At 35.9% G+C, this 19,506-nt stretch carries 23 protein-coding genes and 3 pseudogenes; 17 read left to right on the forward strand and 9 right to left on the reverse strand.

What is annotated here, in order from left to right; genetic code table 11:
* The first annotated feature begins 37 nt into the window (after positions 1–37).
* Complete coding sequence (locus tag LOK41_RS05765; protein ID WP_241815648.1) at positions 38–358, forward strand: hypothetical protein; 321 nt, start codon at positions 38–40, stop codon at positions 356–358.
* A 69-nt stretch (positions 359–427) separates the two neighbouring features.
* Positions 428–640, forward strand: coding sequence for a hypothetical protein (locus LOK41_RS05770; protein WP_241815649.1), 213 nt, complete (start codon positions 428–430; stop codon positions 638–640).
* A gap of 26 nt (positions 641–666) precedes the next feature.
* Here the strand turns inward: LOK41_RS05770 and LOK41_RS05775 are convergent, their stop codons facing one another.
* Positions 667–1,005 (reverse strand): hypothetical protein, encoded by a 339-nt coding sequence (locus LOK41_RS05775; protein ID WP_003204847.1) that lies wholly within the window; start codon positions 1,003–1,005, stop codon positions 667–669.
* 206 nt (positions 1,006–1,211) lie between these two features.
* Here LOK41_RS05775 and LOK41_RS05780 point away from each other — a divergent pair, with 206 nt between their 5' ends.
* From LOK41_RS05780 to LOK41_RS05800, 5 genes are all read left to right on the forward strand, one after another.
* A complete protein-coding gene (locus LOK41_RS05780) occupies positions 1,212–1,889 on the forward strand; it encodes a class I SAM-dependent methyltransferase (protein ID WP_241815650.1) in 678 nt (225 codons plus the stop codon).
* 100 nt (positions 1,890–1,989) lie between these two features.
* On the forward strand, positions 1,990–3,678 hold the full coding sequence (locus tag LOK41_RS05785; RefSeq protein WP_277818493.1) for a formate--tetrahydrofolate ligase: 1,689 nt from the start codon (positions 1,990–1,992) through the stop codon (positions 3,676–3,678).
* Positions 3,679–3,768: 90 nt separating this feature from the next.
* Complete coding sequence (locus LOK41_RS05790) at positions 3,769–4,296, forward strand: hypothetical protein (RefSeq protein ID WP_241815652.1); 528 nt, start codon at positions 3,769–3,771, stop codon at positions 4,294–4,296.
* Positions 4,297–4,315: 19 nt separating this feature from the next.
* A complete protein-coding gene (locus LOK41_RS05795) occupies positions 4,316–5,485 on the forward strand; it encodes a DEAD/DEAH box helicase (RefSeq protein WP_241815653.1) in 1,170 nt (389 codons plus the stop codon).
* Between the two features lie 185 nt (positions 5,486–5,670).
* On the forward strand, positions 5,671–6,111 hold the full coding sequence (locus tag LOK41_RS05800) for an SRPBCC family protein (protein WP_241815654.1): 441 nt from the start codon (positions 5,671–5,673) through the stop codon (positions 6,109–6,111).
* Positions 6,112–6,177: 66 nt separating this feature from the next.
* Here LOK41_RS05800 and LOK41_RS05805 read toward each other — a convergent pair whose 3' ends face one another.
* Positions 6,178–6,792 carry a zinc dependent phospholipase C family protein gene (locus LOK41_RS05805; protein WP_241815655.1) on the reverse strand — a complete coding sequence of 205 codons (615 nt, stop codon included), beginning with the start codon at positions 6,790–6,792 and terminating at the stop codon, positions 6,178–6,180.
* Positions 6,793–6,803: 11 nt separating this feature from the next.
* Positions 6,804–7,781, reverse strand: coding sequence for a quinone oxidoreductase family protein (locus LOK41_RS05810; RefSeq protein WP_241815656.1), 978 nt, complete (start codon positions 7,779–7,781; stop codon positions 6,804–6,806).
* Between the two features lie 202 nt (positions 7,782–7,983).
* Here LOK41_RS05810 and LOK41_RS05815 point away from each other — a divergent pair, with 202 nt between their 5' ends.
* Positions 7,984–8,562, forward strand: a complete 579-nt coding sequence (locus LOK41_RS05815; RefSeq protein WP_241815657.1) for a sigma-70 family RNA polymerase sigma factor — start codon at positions 7,984–7,986, stop codon at positions 8,560–8,562.
* Positions 8,559–9,245 carry a DUF3600 domain-containing protein gene (locus tag LOK41_RS05820; RefSeq protein ID WP_241815658.1) on the forward strand — a complete coding sequence of 229 codons (687 nt, stop codon included), beginning with the start codon at positions 8,559–8,561 and terminating at the stop codon, positions 9,243–9,245. Before LOK41_RS05815 ends, LOK41_RS05820 begins: the two co-directional genes overlap by 4 nt.
* A 165-nt stretch (positions 9,246–9,410) precedes the next feature.
* On the opposite strand, the gene LOK41_RS05825 is transcribed toward LOK41_RS05820, so the two are convergent.
* The gene (locus LOK41_RS05825; protein ID WP_241815659.1) at positions 9,411–10,382 is read right to left on the reverse strand and encodes an MBL fold metallo-hydrolase; all 972 of its coding nucleotides are present in this window, start codon (positions 10,380–10,382) and stop codon (positions 9,411–9,413) included.
* An 88-nt stretch (positions 10,383–10,470) separates the two neighbouring features.
* Complete coding sequence (locus LOK41_RS05830; protein ID WP_000844992.1) at positions 10,471–10,680, reverse strand: DUF3925 family protein; 210 nt, start codon at positions 10,678–10,680, stop codon at positions 10,471–10,473.
* Positions 10,681–10,903: 223 nt separating this feature from the next.
* On the opposite strand from LOK41_RS05830, the gene LOK41_RS05835 reads away from it, so the two are divergent.
* Positions 10,904–11,380 carry a glutathione peroxidase gene (locus LOK41_RS05835; protein ID WP_241815660.1) on the forward strand — a complete coding sequence of 159 codons (477 nt, stop codon included), beginning with the start codon at positions 10,904–10,906 and terminating at the stop codon, positions 11,378–11,380.
* Between the two features lie 154 nt (positions 11,381–11,534).
* Here the strand turns inward: LOK41_RS05835 and LOK41_RS05840 are convergent, their stop codons facing one another.
* Positions 11,535–12,446, reverse strand: a complete 912-nt coding sequence (locus LOK41_RS05840) for a sunset domain-containing protein (protein WP_347269290.1) — start codon at positions 12,444–12,446, stop codon at positions 11,535–11,537.
* 98 nt (positions 12,447–12,544) lie between these two features.
* Here LOK41_RS05840 and LOK41_RS05845 point away from each other — a divergent pair, with 98 nt between their 5' ends.
* Both LOK41_RS05845 and LOK41_RS05850 read left to right on the forward strand, forming a co-directional pair.
* The gene (locus LOK41_RS05845; RefSeq protein WP_241815662.1) at positions 12,545–12,808 is read left to right on the forward strand and encodes a GNAT family protein; all 264 of its coding nucleotides are present in this window, start codon (positions 12,545–12,547) and stop codon (positions 12,806–12,808) included.
* A 98-nt stretch (positions 12,809–12,906) separates the two neighbouring features.
* A pseudogene (locus tag LOK41_RS05850) lies at positions 12,907–13,092 on the forward strand (N-acetylmuramoyl-L-alanine amidase); the annotation flags it as partial.
* A 40-nt stretch (positions 13,093–13,132) separates the two neighbouring features.
* Here the strand turns inward: LOK41_RS05850 and LOK41_RS05855 are convergent.
* The 3 genes and pseudogenes from LOK41_RS05855 to LOK41_RS05865 all read right to left on the reverse strand — a co-directional run.
* Positions 13,133–13,436, reverse strand: a pseudogene (locus LOK41_RS05855) (contact-dependent growth inhibition system immunity protein).
* A 228-nt stretch (positions 13,437–13,664) separates the two neighbouring features.
* Positions 13,665–14,015, reverse strand: coding sequence for a type II toxin-antitoxin system toxin (locus LOK41_RS05860; protein ID WP_241815663.1), 351 nt, complete (start codon positions 14,013–14,015; stop codon positions 13,665–13,667).
* A 33-nt stretch (positions 14,016–14,048) separates the two neighbouring features.
* Positions 14,049–14,315: pseudogene (locus tag LOK41_RS05865) on the reverse strand (EndoU domain-containing protein); the annotation flags it as partial.
* 100 nt (positions 14,316–14,415) lie between these two features.
* On the opposite strand from LOK41_RS05865, the gene LOK41_RS05870 reads away from it, so the two are divergent.
* The 5 genes from LOK41_RS05870 to LOK41_RS05890 all read left to right on the forward strand — a co-directional run bounded on the left by LOK41_RS05870 (position 14,416) and on the right by LOK41_RS05890 (position 19,410).
* Entirely contained in the window at positions 14,416–14,745 is a 330-nt protein-coding gene (locus LOK41_RS05870; protein WP_241815664.1) for a hypothetical protein, read from the forward strand.
* A 335-nt stretch (positions 14,746–15,080) separates the two neighbouring features.
* Positions 15,081–16,595, forward strand: coding sequence for a long-chain-fatty-acid--CoA ligase (locus tag LOK41_RS05875; protein WP_241815665.1), 1,515 nt, complete (start codon positions 15,081–15,083; stop codon positions 16,593–16,595).
* Between the two features lie 37 nt (positions 16,596–16,632).
* Positions 16,633–17,688 (forward strand): TauD/TfdA family dioxygenase, encoded by a 1,056-nt coding sequence (locus tag LOK41_RS05880; RefSeq protein ID WP_241815666.1) that lies wholly within the window; start codon positions 16,633–16,635, stop codon positions 17,686–17,688.
* A gap of 136 nt (positions 17,689–17,824) precedes the next feature.
* On the forward strand, positions 17,825–18,079 hold the full coding sequence (locus LOK41_RS05885; protein ID WP_241815667.1) for an MFS transporter: 255 nt from the start codon (positions 17,825–17,827) through the stop codon (positions 18,077–18,079).
* Positions 18,080–18,414: 335 nt separating this feature from the next.
* Positions 18,415–19,410 (forward strand): TauD/TfdA family dioxygenase, encoded by a 996-nt coding sequence (locus LOK41_RS05890; RefSeq protein ID WP_241815668.1) that lies wholly within the window; start codon positions 18,415–18,417, stop codon positions 19,408–19,410.
* Positions 19,411–19,506 lie beyond the last annotated feature (96 nt).

Consider the following 19,506-nt stretch of genomic DNA (forward strand, 5'->3'; position numbering starts at 1 on the left):
TTAGGTCAAGTTTTCTTGTTTTTTGAAAGGAGAAAAAATGAAGAAATATTATACAACGGTAGGTATTGTCAGCATTATTCTTGTTGCAGTACTACTTTTAACTTGTCCGAAAGAATCTGATTTCAGGTCTTATTTAGAGGACAAGCATGCATTGATTTGTAATCAAGATAGCTTTGAATGTACACAAAATGTAGATGAGAAAGAACAAAAAATAAAGTTTGTAAGTACGGATACACGAAACGGTGTATTTTTTATAACAGTGAAACAAACTTTTGAAACAGAAGCCGGTAAAAAGAAAGAGTATAGCGGAGTAGGTATGTTTGGTACATTTCTTTTTGTTGCGGAAAAGACTTTCTAATGATAGAAGGTCTTTTTTTTATGCGTATGTTCATATAGATGAAGTAAGACAAGCATAGGAGGGATAAGAATGAAGAAAATATGTATAGTTTGCGGTGGAGAGGAATTCTTTTCATCGACATTATATGCACGTACGAAACAAGACTGGGCATATGCTCCAAATATGTATCGTTTTGAAAAGGTGTTTATTGAACACCGGGATGAAGAAAACTATCCAGTGTTTCAAGAAATTACTGCAAAACATTGCTGCGGGTGCGGACATATTATGTTGTATCACGAGTGAACACACCAAGTATTACTTGGTGTGTTTTATAATGCTGATAAAGCAAGTGGATACAATAACGTAAATAAAACAGAAAAGCTACCAAACCCAATAGCTGTATACCCAAGTGTTTTTGCTCCAAAGTTAACAGCCAATAAGCCAATTAAAATGGAAAGGGAACCAAGGGTGACTGGATAAAAGGCAATTGAGAATAAAGAAAGAAATAGTGCTACATAACCGATCAGTGTACCAGTGTTTGTACCTTCTATTTCATGTGCAATTTCTTTACGTTTATGTCGAATCGGAAGATGCCCTGGCGAGATTTCAGCTGCATATTCTTCGTTTTTTTCACCACTTTTAAAATGATGTGTTCGTTTTTTCGGCATGTACATCCCTCTCTTTCAATTGGGTGTATCTTTATTATTTTTCATAAAGACAAGAACATGAGTATGAGTTATATCCAAGTAAAGAAAAATTTGGAGAATGCATAAGTCTGTTGCTATCTTGTCCATCTCCCCATGAGAATAAACAGGAATATAGGAAAATGGTGTAGAAATGGAATGAATGAAAACAAGTGAAAGTAGGGAGAAATATGACAAAGTTTAATTGGCATAAATCAGCAGAAAAAAAGTGGGACGATAATGCGGAATCTTGGAATCAAAATAGCGGGGAAATGTGGGATCATGGAAGTCGTAGTACGATTATCCCATTTTTTGAAAAATATGTAGAAAGCGGTGTGGTAGTTCTAGATGTTGGCTGCGGAGATGGATATGGTACATATAAATTAAGTCTAGCCGGATATAAAGTGTGTGGTATAGATTTATCCGAGCAAATGATTCAAAAAGGAAAGGAGCGTGGAGAAGGGCCTAATTTGTCATTTGTAAAAGGAGATCTTTCTTCATTACCTTTTGAAAATGAACAATTTCCAGCAATATTAGCAGTGAACTCATTAGAATGGACAGAACAACCGTTACAGGCGTTACATGAGATAAAGCGTGTTTTGAGGTCTGATGGATATGCGTGCATCGCTATTTTAGGACCAACGGCGAAACCACGTGAAAATAGCTATCCTCGTTTATATGGAAAAGATGTTGTTTGTAATACGATGATGCCTTGGGAATTTGAAAGGCTGGCAGAGGAACAAGGGTTTCAAGTAGTCGATGGGATGGGTGTATATAAACGAGGGGTAAATGAAAAAATGCTTGGACAATTATCAGTAGAACTGCAGCAAGCACTAACATTTTTGTGGGTATTTATGCTAAAAAAATAATGCCTGAAGAAATGTGCAAAATTTAGGAGGGAAATAAGTGCAGAAAATACAAAAAACTGATACAATATCAGCAGAACCAATTAAAGGGGGACTAGGGTATATGACAACTACTACAACAATTAAATCCGATATTGAAATTGCACAAGAAGCAAGTATGAAGAAAATTCAAGAGGTTGCAGCGGAGTTAAATATTTTAGAAGAAGAACTAGAGCCTTATGGTCATTATAAAGGGAAGTTATCTCTTGATATTTTTAAGCGCTTACAAACTGAAAAGGACGGAAAAGTTGTTTTAGTAACAGCAATTAACCCGACTCCAGCAGGAGAAGGTAAATCAACAGTAACAGTTGGTTTAGGTCAAGCTTTTAATAAAATTGGTAAAAAAGCAGTTATTGCACTTCGCGAACCATCTCTTGGACCAACAATGGGACTAAAAGGCGGTGCAGCAGGTGGAGGCTATTCACAAGTAGTACCAATGGAAGACATCAACCTTCACTTTACTGGTGATCTTCATGCCATTACAACTGCAAATAACGCGTTAGCAGCGTTTATTGATAACCATATTCAACAAGGAAATGTACTTAAGATTGATACAAGAAAAATCGTATGGAAGCGTTGTGTCGATTTAAATGACCGTGCACTGCGTAATGTAGTAATTGGCCTTGGTGGACCAGTTCAAGGTGTACCGCGTGAAGATGGTTTTGATATTACAGTAGCATCTGAAATTATGGCTGTATTCTGCCTTGCAACAGATATTCAAGATTTAAAAGCGCGTTTATCTCGCATTGTAGTTGCTTATAATATGGACAACGAGCCTGTAACAGTTAAAGATTTAGGTGTAGAAGGAGCGTTAACACTTCTGTTAAAAGATGCGTTAAAACCAAACTTAGTTCAAACACTAGAAAATACACCAGCAATCATTCATGGTGGACCATTTGCTAACATCGCTCACGGTTGTAACAGTGTTATCGCTACAACAATGGCAGCGAAATTAGGTGATTATGTCATTACAGAAGCTGGTTTTGGTGCGGACTTAGGTGCTGAAAAATTCTTAGATATTAAAGCGCGTGCAGCAGGTATTAAACCAGAAGCAGTGGTTATCGTTGCGACAATTCGTGCGCTTAAAATGCACGGCGGCGTAGCGAAAGATCAGTTAAAAGAAGAAAATGTAGATGCATTAGCAAAAGGAATGGAAAACTTACAAAAACATGTGGAAACAATTCAAAGTTTCGGTGTTCCATTCGTAATTGCAATTAATAAATTTATTACAGATACAGATGCAGAGGTTGCATACTTACAAGAATGGTGCAACGAACGTGGCTACGAAGTATCCTTAACAGAAGTTTGGGAAAAAGGTGGTCAAGGTGGTGTAGACCTTGCTGAGAAAGTATTAAAAGTAATTGAAAAAGGTGACAACAAATACGCACCACTTTATGATTTAGAATTATCTTTAGAAGAAAAAATCCGTACAATTGCTCAAAAAGTATACGGTGCAAAAGATATTGAATTTGCTCCGAAAGCACGTAAACAATTGGCTCAATTTACAGGAGAAGGTTGGAGTAACTTACCGGTATGTATGGCAAAAACACAATATTCTCTTTCTGATGATGCAACGAAATTAGGTCGACCATCTGACTTTATTGTGACAATTCGTGAACTAAAACCATCTATCGGTGCAGGGTTTATTGTAGCATTAACGGGAACAATGTTAACAATGCCAGGTCTGCCAAAACAACCAGCTGCACTTCAAATGGACGTAAATGAAGATGGAAAAGCAGTAGGTTTATTCTAAAAGGTTGTAATTCATCTCGTTTATCTGTAAACTATATATACATCAAGTGGCGCCTTTCCATCGAAAGGCGCCTGTTTTTTGGAGGAAATTATGTTTGATCCAACTGCTTTTGACAATTTAAAAGTAATCGTTGAAGGAGCTGTCTACGATTTTGATTTACATGGAGATATTCTTGTAACGGATCGAAAAGATATGATGGACCTTGCGTCGTTAAGTCGTATATACAATATTTCATTTCAATTAAACGAATCATTTGAAACGTTAGTAGAAGCGACATTTTCATTATCTGTAGATGCAAAAAATTTATCAGGTGAGATATTGGAAGTACCTCAGTTTATACCGGGGTGTGAAATGAAACTAAGGTTTATATTTCCGCTGCAATGCCCAGAAACCGACTGCCAACAAATTGAAAGCTTATTACAATCTATCTGGGGAAAAGAGCGAATGATTACGCAACAAATTTCATACGAATATAATAAGCAAGCGATTTCATATCATAATAAGGTAGAAGTTCTATTTCAAAAAGCGATTACAGAAGACCATGTTGATGATTTAATAGCTGTTATTTCTCACATGATAGAAACGGTGCGAGCAATACAACATTTTCTTCAAAAATAGAGATAAAGGAGAAAAACAAATGATAAAAGATATGCAACCATTTTTGCAACAAGCTTGGGAGAAGGCTGGTTTTAAAGAGTTTACTGAAATTCAAAAGCAAGCAATTCCAACCATTTTAGAAGGACAAGACGTTATAGCTGAATCTCCAACCGGAACAGGAAAAACATTAGCGTACTTATTGCCACTTTTACATAAAATCAATCCTGAAGTAAAACAACCACAAGTTGTAATTCTAGCACCAACACGTGAACTTGTTATGCAAATTCATGAAGAAGTTCAAAAGTTTACAGCAGGAACTGATATTTCAGGTGCATCTTTAATTGGAGGGGCGGATATTAAGCGCCAAGTAGAAAAATTAAAGAAACATCCAAAAGTAATTGTTGGTTCACCAGGGCGTATTTTGGAATTAATTCGTATGAAAAAGTTAAAAATGCATGAAGTAAAAACAATTGTATTTGATGAGTTTGATCAAATCGTAAAACAAAAGATGGTTGACGCTGTACATGATGTTATAAAATCTACAATGCGCGATCGTCAATTAGTATTCTTCTCTGCAACGATGACAAAAGACGCAGAAGAAGTAGCGCGTGATTTTGCGGTTGAACCACAATTAGTTCGTGTAAAACGTACAGAAACGAAAAGCCTAGTGGAGCACACATACATTGTTTGTGAGCGTCGTGAGAAAAATGATTACGTAAGAAAAATTATGCATATTGGCAATGTAAAAGCAGTAGCCTTTTTAAATGATCCATATCGTTTAGATGAAATTGCTGAAAAATTAAAGTATCGCAAAATGAAAGCTGCAGCACTTCATGCAGAGGCAAGTAAACAAGAGCGTGAAGCAACGATGCGTGCATTCCGTCAAGGAAAAGTAGAAATTTTACTGGCGACTGATATTGCAGCACGTGGATTAGATATTGATGATTTAACACACGTAATTCATTTAGAATTACCAGATACACTAGACCAATACATTCACCGTTCAGGTCGTACAGGACGTATGGGGAAAGAGGGGACAGTTGTTTCTCTTGTTACGCCACAAGAGGAGCGTAAACTACTTCAATTTGCGAAAAAATTAGGTATTCAATTTACAAAGCAAGAAATGTTTAAAGGTACTTTTGTAGAGTCAAAACCGAAAGCACCAAAGAAAAAGAAACCTACATTTACTGGGAAAAGAAAGCCTAGATAATGGGAAATTTTTCATTAATAGTGGAATAATAAAAAGGCGTGTCTGCATGTATAAAGCAGTCACGTCTTTTTAGTGTTTTTGTATACAGGGTTATGTCAAATAACAATGTTGATATTTGAATAAAAGGAACATTTGTTCTACAACAAGGAGAGGCATTAAATATATCGAAAGAGGGGTAATGTAGTATGGATACGCAAGTAATCACGAAATTTAAAGTATGTAAGCCGGCAAATGAGATATTTGAAGCTATAGTAGATCCTGAAAAAATGTCTAATTATTGGTTTTCATCTGGAACTGAAAGATTGGAACAAGGCAAGACGATTACTTGGAGATATGATGAATATAATGCAGAAGTTGTAATACGTGTATTAGAAATTGAGGAAAGTAAAAAAATCGTATTCTCATGGGGAGGATACGGTGAAGAAACAGTTGTTACGATTACAATAAGTGAGTTGGATCATACGAGTACAATGATTGAAGTAAATGAATCAGGTTTGAAAGAAGATGACCCTGAAATCGTAAACAAGATGATAGGACAAAAAGAAGGCTGGGTGTATGTGTTAACTTGTTTAAAGGGTTACTTGGAGAATGGAGTTAGTAATTTGAGAGCGTCATTAATTCATTAATGAAATGGCTTCACGCCTACAAGAATATTTTGATTCTTGTAGGCGTGAACCGATTAATAGTACTATTTAAAGATGTTTTTCAAAAAAGAAAATACCTTTTTCAATAGCAGTTTCTACATAACCAACGATTTGATTAAGTGTAAACACTTGTAAGTTTGTATGTAAATCTTGCTCTGGATACAGCATATCGTCAAAGATAAATTTTTTAAAAGCTAGAACATTTTCTTTTGTTACTTCCTCAATCTTTGGTATATTTGCTTCTTGGTTAAGGATAGAAAGGAATTGTTGATCTTTATCATAAAGATGTAATAGTTTTGCATTCAACAATTTAAAATCGTCATGATATAGGGATAAAATTGTTGTGTCATGCTCGATTCTATTTTTGAGCCAAGGGAGAAAAAATCCGTTCAACCAATTATCATCAGCGATAAGGTGTGTGTAATAGCCTAAAATAAAGGGGAAGTCTATAAATGATTCATATTTATGAAGAAATGCATCATGATCGATTCTTCTCGTATAGTTTTTTGTCGTACCAGCGTAGAAATGGGACTTTTCTTTTTCTGATTTTGAATAAACTGCATCAGGAGCGACTCCACCGAGTAAGAAAGATGTTCTATCTTGAATGGATAATTTCTCTGCAATACCATTTGCGATAATTAAGTGCATAATCCGTGATCCCATAAATGACACCTCTATTTCATATCCAAAATGACTTTTCCAGTACTTTGTCTACTTTCTACCGATCCATGTACTTTCCCTGCATCTTGCAGTGTAAACCGTTTCCCTAATTTAATTTGCAGGCGGCTATCCCGTAAATATTGAAACACTTGATCGGCTGTATAACGGAGCAAGTGAGGACGCTTTTTACGAGTTGTCCCAAAGCTAAAGCCAAGAATGGAACGACAACTTGCATGTAAATCTTTCGTTCGGAATGTACCAATTTCACCGCTTGCATTTCCAAAATGGACAAGCCGACCGTAGTAAGCAAGGCATTCTAGGCTTTTCTCTGATACAGTTCCGGAAATAGAGTCTAATATCACGTTTACTCCTTCGCCATCTGTAAGTGCATTTACCTTCTCTGCAAAATCTTCATTTTGATAACAAATTACATGATCAGCTCCAGCATCTAAAGCAATTTTTCTTTTTGGTTCTGTTCCGACTGTTCCAATAATTTTTCCAGCACCTAATATTTTGGCTAACTGAATAGCTGTTGTTCCAATTCCACCAGCTGCTGCATGAATCAAAACAGTTTCACCTTGTTGTAATCTTGCTATATTTGCAAGCAAATTATAACTCGTAAAAGATACAATAGGACAAGCAGCTGCAGTTGTGAAGTCAACTTCATCAGGTAACACAAACGTAAGGTTTTCATTCGCGACAACATACTCAGCATAAGATCCATTCAAAGGAAAGGCGATTACCCGCTGTCCTACGCGAATATTTTTAACATCTGAACCGACTTGCTCGACAATTCCTGCTGCATCTATACCAGGGATAAAGGGCAGTTTTCCATTTCCTTTTTTCCCATAGCGAGATTTAATATCGGCAAAGTTGACGCTGGTTGCGATAACGCGAATTAATACTTGCTTCTCTGTAATAGTCGGTATAGGCACCTCTGTATATTTCAGTTTATCTGGACCACCAAATTCTGTTACAACAATAGCCTTCATCATATATCCCTCCAACATAGAGTCTATTTATTATTTTAAACACCTATCTTAAAATGGAAAATTATATAATTGTTATGGTGAATTATAAGCTAAGATTATGAAGTAATTAATTTATTCATCTATACAAAAATTTATATTAAAAAACCGAACGAAATGTTCTTTATTTGCCAATATATAGTGTAAGACAAAGGAGGGACAATGAATGGATCAGGAAAAAGACTATCATCATCTCATCCAATTAACTCTATCAGGAAATCAAGAAGCATACAGTGAATTGTATGATAAGACAATTCAAGATGTTTATAGAACAGCTCATTTTTTGATAGAAGAAAAGGTAGAGGTAGATGATGTAGTCCAGGAAATATATTTACAGTTGTATCAATCGCTTAGCAAGTATAATCCGGAGAGATCTTTTCGGCCATGGTTATTGGGACTTGCAATCAGGCAAATTCATTCATATAGGAGAAAAAGGTGGATGCGTCTGCGGATTTTAAAGAAAGCAGAGGAGCAGAAGAAGCCAATTGAATTTGATTTTTCAAGTGATATTGTGAATAAGATTTCGAATCAAAAGCTTATTGCACTCATTCATAAATTACCTTACAAATTAAAACAAGTGATTATCCTACGGTATTTACATGATTATCCACAAGAAGAAGTAGCGAATATTTTATATATTCCGGTTGGAACGGTTAAATCACGAATTCATACGGCCTTAAAGAAATTACGTCAAAAAGAGCAAGTAGAAGAAATCTTTTTAGGAGAGGTAGGGGACGCGAAGTGAGTTTAGAGTATCGGGTAAGGGAATCTATACAAGAAGAAGCAAAGGGAATTATACCGCCACCTGAGTTGAAAGAAAAAGTAACCATTCAAATAAAAGTAAAGCGAGGGAAAACGATGAAAAAGCGTCTTATCACAGGAGTACTAGCAGCAGCACTATTAATTCCAACCACAGGTTTTGCGTATCAATCTATTATGGCTGATGGTATTTATGGATCGTTTGAGAATTTGAAAAAACATGCAGGAAATGCAACACTTCAAGGGTATTTGCAGTTAGATGCGAAACTATCACAAGCAAAAGGAGAAATTGGTGAAAAGGAATATGAAAAATTTACAAAGCATTTAAAAAAACTTACAAATGCAAAGCTTACATATGGAGATCCTAACGGTAACATAGATTATGATCAATTATCACCGGCGAAAAAAGAGGAAATGAAAAAGATAGTGATGGTACTTCAGCCGTACTTTGATAAATTGAATGGGGATAAATCTAGTAAAGAAGTATTAACTTCTAAAGAGTACGAACAGTATATAGATGCATTAATGACCTATGAGAAAGTGCAAGTGAAAATTAAATCAAGCGGACATGTAACGGTAGAAGAAGTTCCCGAAGCGTATAAAGAGGAATTTGTACAAGCGGATCGGTTTATGGAGTATGTAAATGGAAAGGTACAACAAATAAATTAGATCTATGAAAAGAAGAGCTGATGTTTATAAAGTGAAACATAAGTATTTGATTATTTCTTTCATCGTTTCCCTCCTTTTTGTATATGTGTATTATTCAAAAAATATATTCAAAGAAAGAGGATATATGCTTGAAACAAAGCATCATATCCTCGGATGTTTTTTCATTTAGTTAGTAGTCGTTTTAGCCTTTTCTTGCTTTGTAAGATAATCGATAATTCCCATCGCACTGATTTCCATATCTAGTTTTATTACATCATAAATAGAATGTGTGGATGGTACGCCTTGCTGTGAAAGGTGTGAGGATACCTTTTCAAGCAGCAAAACATATAGTTCATGACTTGCCGTTTCAAAATCCTGATTTTTTTCAAATACTTGTTTTCCAGTCTCAACAAAGATAGGTAGCCAATACTCAAGCTGTTTATACACTTCAGAAACATGGGAAGATGCACCATAATGCCCAAAGTAGATTGAATCAACTTTCATACTTCGGATGCGATCTTTTGCCGCCATCATCGCATCTGGTTGAAACTGTGAAGGAGACGTAGTGGGCAAGTATAGTTCAACGCCAAGTTCAGCTAGTTCTCGATAATAAATACCAATTGTGTCACCTGTGAAAATGCCATTTGTTAAAGAGTCATGGATGCTAATATGGTGTTTTGCATGCCCTGGTGTATCATAAAATGTGAGCGTCCGATTTTTTGAAATTTGTAGTACGTCACCATCCTGTACAATATGGACGCGTTTTTCTGGAATAGGAAGGATTGGATTGAAGAGTTCATCAAAAGCATCGCCATATACAGCTTTGGCACCTTGGATTAATTTTGTAGGATCAATCATATGACGTGCGCCACGTGAATGTACGAATAGAGTAGCATTTGGGCACTTCTCCATCATTAAACCAGCGCTACCAGCATGATCAAGATGAACATGTGTAACAATGATATTTTTAACATCTGCTAAGTCAATACGTAATTGATGTAAGCCGTTTAGAATGTACGGAAGAGAAGGTGCTGCACACGTTTCGATTAAAGTAATATCATCACCTAGTAAAACATATGTACCTGTACGCTCGTTATGTTGTAAATCGTAATCATCAATGAGATATAACTGAGAGGATAATTGTTCAACTTTTTTCATATGAATCACTCCTTATAATCTGATGTTCTTTTATTATAAAATAAAAGGCAGAAAACGAAAAATCGTTTTCTGCCTTTATGTAATGTTGTTATTTACTTTGCTCTTTACTAATTGACATAATAAAGAATCCGACAATACCACCAACTAGTGGAAGGAAAATCATTCCTGCAAGTGAAAAGTACTTGCTTAAAAATAGGCCATTTACATCGATAAACCATCCAGCAACAAATAATACCATCATGTATAATACGAAATAAAACTCGCGATTTGAAATCATTTCCCGTTGTGCAGTTTTCATTATCAACACCATCTTTTTTCATTATAATGGAATTGAAAATGTCACAATTTAGAAGGTAAACTGTCACATTTTGTTCACAATTTAATTGTAAAACTTTCCAAGAGAAATGTCTAGTAGTTTGTGTCGAATTTTCGAACAAAAATAAAGCGCTCTCATTAGACGGGAAACTTAAATACATATATGATGAGAATAAGTAAGAAAGGATAGAGAGGGGCAGATATATATGACAGTTTATAATTTCTCTGCAAAAACAATTACAGGGGAAGAAAAATCATTGCGAGAGTATGAGGGGAAAGTTCTTCTCATTGTAAATGTCGCAAGTAAATGTGGATTTACACCGCAATATAAAGGGTTGCAGTCTATTTATGAAAAGTATAAAGGGCAAGGACTAGAAATACTGGGTTTCCCATGTAATCAATTTGGGGGACAGGAACCAGGTACAGAAGAGGAGATTACAAGTTTTTGTGAATTGAATTATGGAGTAACCTTTCCAATGTTCGCGAAAGTTGATGTGAAAGGTGATAAATCACATCCACTATATACATATATGACGGATCGGGCGCCGGGTATACTTGGTATGAAGGCGGTTAAGTGGAACTTTACGAAGTTTTTAATCGGGCGTGATGGAAAAGTGATGGATCGATTTGCACCGCAGACGAAGCCGGAAGAGTTGGAGAAGGAGATTGAAAAGGTATTATAAGCTACTATTTTCTATAAAGAGTGGGAAGGAACTTGTTCGAAAATAGTATATTTCATTTTTTCACCTTCCTAGAAAAAATATTTGAAATAAAGAAAAACGTTAGGTGACAGATATAAATGACTCTGTCACCTAACGCTTTAAGTATGAAAAAAGTTTATCTTTTTGATTTTACATAACCAGCTGCCTTGGCATCAGCTTCTGAACAGAACCAAACTATATTATCTTTTGTAGAATCGTAATATTGACCGCCAGGAACATGATACTTTTTAGAATTAGCATTTCCTTTAATTTGGCCTTTACAAGAAGTGTTGGTTTCTTTATCATCGCTAGGGTCATTTTGGAAAGGTTGACCATTAGAGCCTCCATGATTACTAGTAGGTGAGGAAGCTACAGTACTTTTCTTTTGTGAAGCTTGCTCAACAGCTTGACGTTGTTGCTCTTCCTGTTGTTTCCGAGCTTGTTCCTCAGCTTGGCGCTTTTCTTCTTCCTGTTTCTTTTGAGCTTGTTCTGCTGCTTGACGTTGTTGCTCTTCTTGTTGTTTCCGAGCCTGTTCTTCAGCTTGACGTTGTTGCTCTTCCTGCTGTTTTTTAGCTTGTTCTTCAGCTTGACGTTTTTGTTCTTCCTGTTGCTTTTGGGCTTGTTCTTCTTCTAGTTTACGAGCTTTTTCGTCTGCTTCTTTCTGTTCTAGTTCTTTTTTCTTATCTGCATCTTTTTTATCTACTTTTTCAGATGCAACTGTTTTATCATTTGCTGTTATCTTTTCAGTAGAGGGAGTTGAGATACTAGTTAATACCCCAAAAGCTATAAATAAACCAGCAGTAATTAAAAATTGTTTCTTAGCCATACCTGTTTTCTTAATGATAGATAGGATGGATAAGACAAGGAAGAAAATAAATAGAATTAAACATACATTAGCGAAAAAGTTAATAATAGGGTGATTTGTTTTTTCAGTACTTGTCATCATGACTAAAAATGAAATAATAAAACAAATAACCGCAGGTCTACCATATTTCATTGCTTTCCCATTTTTCTTAAAGAATGAAATAATACATAAGATTAGTAGAATAAGGGCTTACTAAAAATATAATATTATTATGTAAACAAAAAAAGATGTAAGAAATGTAATGCTTTTAATAGATAGAACTTACGACCAAAGGAGGATGTATGATTCGTCAAGCAAAAAAAGAAGAAATTGTAATCGTAAGAGGCTGGTTACAGGAAGTAGCAATTTCTCTATGTGATAAGGAAAAATGGAATGCGAGTTTATGGAACGATGAAATAGATGCGTATTTTATACATAGAATTGTAGTCTCGAAAGAGGGCAAGGGATTAAACATCGGTAGTCAGTTTATACAATGGGCAAAGAATAGAGCAAGAGAGCCTGGAAAGAAACTACGACTAGATTGCGTTGCTAGTTTGCTTTTATAATACTTTGAAAATCAGTTCATTTATAAAAAAAGGTGATGTAGAGGAAGGAGATGAGAACCAATATTGATTATTCTTTATTTGTAACTTTCTCTTCTAAAGTCCTACGTTTCTATGATTCTCCTTCTTGGCAGGATAAAGATGTTGCCGGAACTGTGGATACAGGATTAGGATTTATAATCGATGCAAAAGTAACTATCAATGGATCAACACAATACAAAGTACATAATTCGAAAGGGAATACATACTACATTACGGCTAGTAATGCGTATGTGAATGTGAAGTAATATGAACAAAAGACCGCCTATTACGGGCGGTCAATTTTTACTAATTATTTTTTAATGCTTGTTTTACGGTTTTAACTGTTTGTTCAAGCCATTCTAATGGTGTTATTTCTAATCCTTCAAAATATTATTCCATCTGCAGAAAACTGTATGTACTCATTTTTTTCTTTATCACTATAATCACTTTGAATAAATTCAGCTAGAAAAATAATAGCGTCTTGTAAATATTCTTTGGGTGCCTCTTCTAGTAATTCTTGGAGTGCTTCTTCATAGAAAGTATCTTGATGAAAATTACTCGCAAGAAATTGAAATACTTCATCATCCTCAAAATTGTTTTTTAATAACATAATCTTCCTCCTATAATCATTGTGGATATCCGGTTAAGATAAAACTCCCATTGCCGTCTTTTTTAAGACAATTTTAGCAATAGTCACCTCTAAATATCTTCAGATCCTCTTGCGGTAACTATTGCGGATAATTATCTAGGAAAAACGACTTTAAAACGTAAGATAATGGGGGGGGATGTGAAATAATAGATAGAGCTGACTTCGTGTAGAAGTCAGCTCTATCTATTATTACAATTCTTTATTTTCCCCTTTTTTAAATTCTTTTTGTTTATCTAGCCAAATATGAATTAAGTCTACTAATTCAATCGTTTCTATCTCACAAAATTCTCCCTTACCATCTTCAGCCAAATTGTCTAGGACAGTAGTTGTATCTTTCCGAATTTCTAAACTGCAAATGTTGCCATTTACTACAACGTAATTTTCTTTCCCATTTAAAACACTATGTATTTCTTCTAAAATCCAATCTCCAAACGCAGAAACTTCAACGCCTAAAAAAGTCTCAATAAGTTTAATTTCTTGAGGAAGCCTCATAACTAATTTTCCGTTGGTAAGTACTTCAAAGCTATATGGATATTTCATTATTATTGTACTCCTTTATACTAAAAATAAAATTTATTCCGATGGGAAAGCAGAGATGATTTTCCCATTTCCATCTATATACATGCTAATCCTTATACCATCTGAACCTATTCCTGAATATGTGTTACCAAATTCATAAGTTCTATTATTATATGCTTCATTTATATTATCTACAATCTTTTGTGGGCTCCAATCTTTAGGGGGAAATGTGGAGAATCCCCTATTTCCGGTTTTAGGGATTCCATTTACTTCTACCCTAGCTTTATAGATGCCTTGATCATTTACTATCTCTTCTGTTCCGCGTTCTATGAACTATTATAACGGTGCAAAAGGTTGGGGATTTTATGTCCACGATGGTGCTTGGATATACTTAAATTACTAGAAAAGGAGGTTGGAAGAAATGAATGTATTTATTTATCCATTGCAAGCAAGAGAAGGAAGTCCATTTATGGGAAGAGTAGTAACAATCAAGCGAGATGAAAATGGGATATCTATACCGATTCCTTCTGATATGTTAAATGATGCAGGAGTAACAGATGCAGCACAGGTAGAGGTATGGTCCATGTTAGATGGTACGGTTTCATTTGGTATTGCTACCCTTTGCGAGCTATGCGGACGGGGAGCGAAACTGTACGAAATTGAAATAGGGCCAATTAAGAAGAAAATTTGTGCAGAAGATTACCGTAAGTTATTCGGAATTTACTCCATCGCTATCAAGCCAAGATTTTAAAATACCCCCAAACCATAATTTTTATTTTTAAAACTTTCTTGTTTGTAGAGTTTTAAGAGGCAGAAATAGTTATTATATCAACTAATAACGTTATTAATCTTCATATACCCTTCAGTATATACAGGATGACCTCTTAATTCTTCCCACATATACTGAAGGGCTCCCACATCATGGCTGCACTCCTTTTTGAATATTAGTAATACTTACTTACAAATTAAAATCTTTAATTTTATTTAATTATAATTTATAAGTATACTTGATGTAATAATATTTTGAATATTCACGATAGTATCTATTCGATCACTAACATATGAAAAAAGGGGGGAAATCATTTAATGGGTTATAATTTAGACGAAAATCTGAAAAGAAGTGCAAGTAATTTCCCAGGCAGTATCGCTTATATCTATAGAGATAAAAGTGTTACTTATAAGGAACTAAATCAGCAGGTAGAACGATTGGCTGCTGGTTTGTCTGCCAGGGGAATCGGGAAGGGAGATGGAGTGGCTCTTTTATTAGGAAATAGCCCTGAATTTCTCATTACGTACTACGGCATTTTACGACTAGGTGCATTTGCTGTTCCGATGAATCCTTTGTATACCAAAGAGGAAATCAACTACATTTTAGACAATAGCCAAGTTAAAGCGGTTATTGCTCATGTATCTGTAGAACTGAAGTTATCAGAAGTAAAGGAACAATTGAACAATCTAAAGCTAGTCATTTATACAGATGCCGAGGATCAGGAATGTAAATGGGAGCATCTGATGGAAACAAGCAATAATGATTGTCTAAGCCCTTTCATTGATCAGGAAGACCTTGCAGTTATTTTATACACATCCGGAACAACAGGGAAACCAAAGGGTGCGATGTTATCACATCGGAATTTGGCTTCGAATGCAGACGCCATTTCAGAATTAATTGAACTTCATGGTAAAGATTGTGTAGTTGCTGTTCTACCAATGTTTCATGTTTTCTGTATGACTATTTGTCTGAATGCACCAATTGCTTGCGGGGCAACTGTCCTGATCCTACCTAAATTCAGCCCTCTTGATGTGATCAGTACCATTCGAGAAAAAAAGGCAACAGTGTTTGCTGGAGTTCCTACGATGTATAATTTTATCTTACAATTGCCTGAATCCACTGCGGAAGATTTCTTATCCATTCGCTTGTGTATCTCAGGAGGTGCCTCGATTCCGGTCGAGCTGCTACAAAAATTTGAAAACAAGTATAACGTTTTTATCTTGGAAGGGTATGGCCTTTCGGAAACTGCTCCTCTTGTCGCTATTAATCCTTTAAAGGGAATCCGCAAACCAGGCTCTATCGGCCTAAGTATACCAGGCCTCAAGAGCAAAATTGTCAATGAGGACGGAAAAGAATTGCCCAGAGGAGAAATCGGAGAATTAGTAGTCCAAGGGCTAAATGTAATGAAGGGATACTTGAGGATGCCGGAAGCTACATCAGCTGCCTTAATAGATGAATGGTTTTACACAGGTGATCTAGCAACAATGGATGAAGAAGGATACATCTACATCGTTGATCGCAAGAAGGATATGATTCTTGTTGGTGGATACAATGTATATCCTCGTGAAGTGGAGGAAGTTCTGTATCAACATCCTGCTGTTGTAGAGGCGGCCGTAATCGGAGTTTCCGATGGAGAATACGGAGAAAACGTAAAAGCTTATGTCGTAGTCAATGATGTGCAGATCACCATGAATGACATTATTCGATTCTGTCAGGATAAACTGGTAAAGTACAAGCTTCCTAGACAAGTGGAATTTTCTAAAGAGTTACCTAAGAACTCAACAGGAAAGATTTTGCGCAGAGAGTTAAGACAATTGATTGAAGTTAAGTAAGAAACTAACTAACCATATTATTGAAGGGGGATTATTTATGTCGTCCATTTTAAAGGAAAAAGTTCAAGGACCAGTAGCGTGGAAAGGTATTGATTTAGCTAAAGATGATTCATGGGTGTATTATTTGTCTGAGAAAACGATCGCATCTCTTGAAAGCGCTTTATTTCGTGTTAAACAAAAGGGTTTAAAAGCACCTAATTTTAACAAGGAGGACTTCCTGATTCCGGATCTCTCTGACGAAATTGCGTACTTTCTGGAAGAACTAGAGAATGGGAAGGGGTTCCTATTAATTCGTGGATTGCCAATGGAAAGGTATACGGATGAAGAAGCGAGCATCATTTATTGGGGTCTCGGACTTCACATGGGCATCCCGGTATCGCAAAACGCAAATGGTGACCTCTTAGGGCACGTCATTGATCAAGGTCTTAGCTTAGAAAATTCAAATGTACGTGGTTACCAAACGAAACTGCATCTTCCTTTTCACGCAGATGGGTCTGATGTCGTTGGATTATTAAGCCTTCGAAAAGGGAAATCTGGGGGTTTCAGTAGTATCATAAGTTCAATGGCTGTTTATAATGAAATTCTTGAGAAGTACCCAGAGTATCTGGGAATTCTCTGTCGTCCATTCAACTTTGATCGTCGTGGTGAGGAATCGCCAGGTGAATCGCCAGTATTTACATCACCAATTTTTAGTTACTATGATGGTAAATTGAGCTGCAGATATGTCCGTACATTTATAGAATCAGCACAAGCGAAAACAGGTATCCATTTGTCAAAAGTTGAAATTGAAGCGTTAGACATACTGGATTCCATCCTTCATGATGAAAATATGCATTATAGTATGCTGTTGGAAGAAGGTGATATGCAATTCGTCAATAATTATACAGTTCTTCACTCACGTACTCAATACGAAGACTATAAAGAACCGGAACGCAAACGTCATTTATTAAGATTATGGCTCACGATGCCAAATGGCCGAGAAATTGCACCTGATTTCGCGATGTTTATTGATGAGAAAACAGGTAAAGCGGGTCGCGGCGGTATTCCCGTCCGTGGAAAAACATCTGGCGGTATTGTAGAAAACTTGAAGTAATTGGGTTTAAATCCGAAAGACATATCTATATAAACCGTTTCGTAAGAACAACAATTGATTCATGTAATGGGGGGCACCTTTTCAGATATCAGGAAAAGGTTTTCCCTTGATGGTATAAATAAGGGGGAGTTATACGTTGAGCACTCCAAAGTATTCTTGGATTATATTATTATTTCTAGTTGCATCAGGTATGATTAACCAAGTTGATAAAATTATTATTGGTTTGGTTTCCGTTCCCCTAATGAAAGAGTTACATTTAAGTCCTTCACAATGGGGATTGGTGGGAAGTTCCTTCTTTTGGTTCTTTACCTTTTCTTCTATCATTCTTGGTGGTATGGTCGATTCCAAAAATACGAAAAAAATGTTAACTTGGATGTCACTTACAAGGTGACCATAACTATGTTGATTGATTATTTGGTCAATGAATCTATTACTTCGTTTTTTGAAAGGGTTAGTTTGTGAGATTGGATGCCGGTATATATTAATACAACTTATTTACAAATTAAAAATAACAATTTTATTTAATTTATAATTATAAGTATACTAAAAAATATATTCCGAATATTCAGTCATAACACCAATGTAAACGTTATTAATGTTTTGGAAGGTAGTGAGAGGTTCGGGTCCAAGGGCGATAAAGATGCTTCGCTTTTCTTCATTGTTAACGCTAAAAAATTCAGTCATCTTAAGTAAGAAAATAACCAACTTAATAAAGGAGGATTATTTATGTCGATCATTTTAAAGGAAAAAATTCAAGAGCGTTCAGCGTGGAAGGGTATTGAACTAGCTAAGGATGATTCATGGATTTATTATTTGTCCGAGAAAACGATTGCTGCACTTGAGAAGGCTGTATTACATGTTCAGCGTAAGGGATTAAAAGCCCCTGATTTTGGAAAAGAGGATTTCCCTATTTCGGATATTGCTGACGAAATCACTGACTTTGTTGACGAGTTGGAGAATGGTAGAGGGTTCCTATTGATTCGTGGATTGCCAATGGAACGTTATACTGATGAAGAAGCGAGCATCATTTACTGGGGTCTCGGACTTTACCTAGGTATTCCAATCATTCAAAGCAAAAAAGGTGACCTTTTAGGGCATATCAAAGACGTAGGTCTCGACTTTAAAAATACAAGTGTACGTGGATACCAAACGAATGTACACCTTCCTTATCACACAGACCTCGCTGATGTAGTTGGTTTACTATGCCTTCGCAAAGCAAAATCTGGTGGTTTAAGTAGTATCGCAAGTTCTATGGCTATTTATAATGAAATTCTTGAGAAGTACCCAGAGTATCTTGGAATTCTTTATCGTCCATTCTTCCATGATCTTCGCGGGGAAGAAGCACCAGGTTCATCTCCAGTAGTTCCATCACCAATCTTTAGTTATTACGATGGTAAATTGAGCTGCAGATGGATACGGAATTATATCGAATCTGCACAAACGAAAACAGATGTTTCTTTGACGAAATTAGAAATCGAAGCATTTGATTTACTAGATTCCCTTACTCATGATAAGAACATGCATATTGATATGATGATGGAACCAGGTGATATGCAATTCGTTAATAATTACACAGTTATGCATTCACGCACAGTATTTGAAGATTATGAAGAAGATGACCGCAAACGTCATTTATTAAGATTGTGGCTTATGATGCCAAATGGTCGAAAAATTGCCCCAGATTTCGAGTTTTATATTGGAGGGGTACCTGTAAATAGATAAAGTGAAACTTCTATCAGTGGGGGCTTCATCCCCGCTGATGGAAAGCTCGTGCAAGCGGTCTCTTACTGCCAGTTAATGCGGGATATACAGCTGGTG

It is taken from the genome of Bacillus sp. TL12, assembly GCF_022625245.1.
Lineage (GTDB): Bacteria > Bacillota > Bacilli > Bacillales > Bacillaceae_G > Bacillus_A.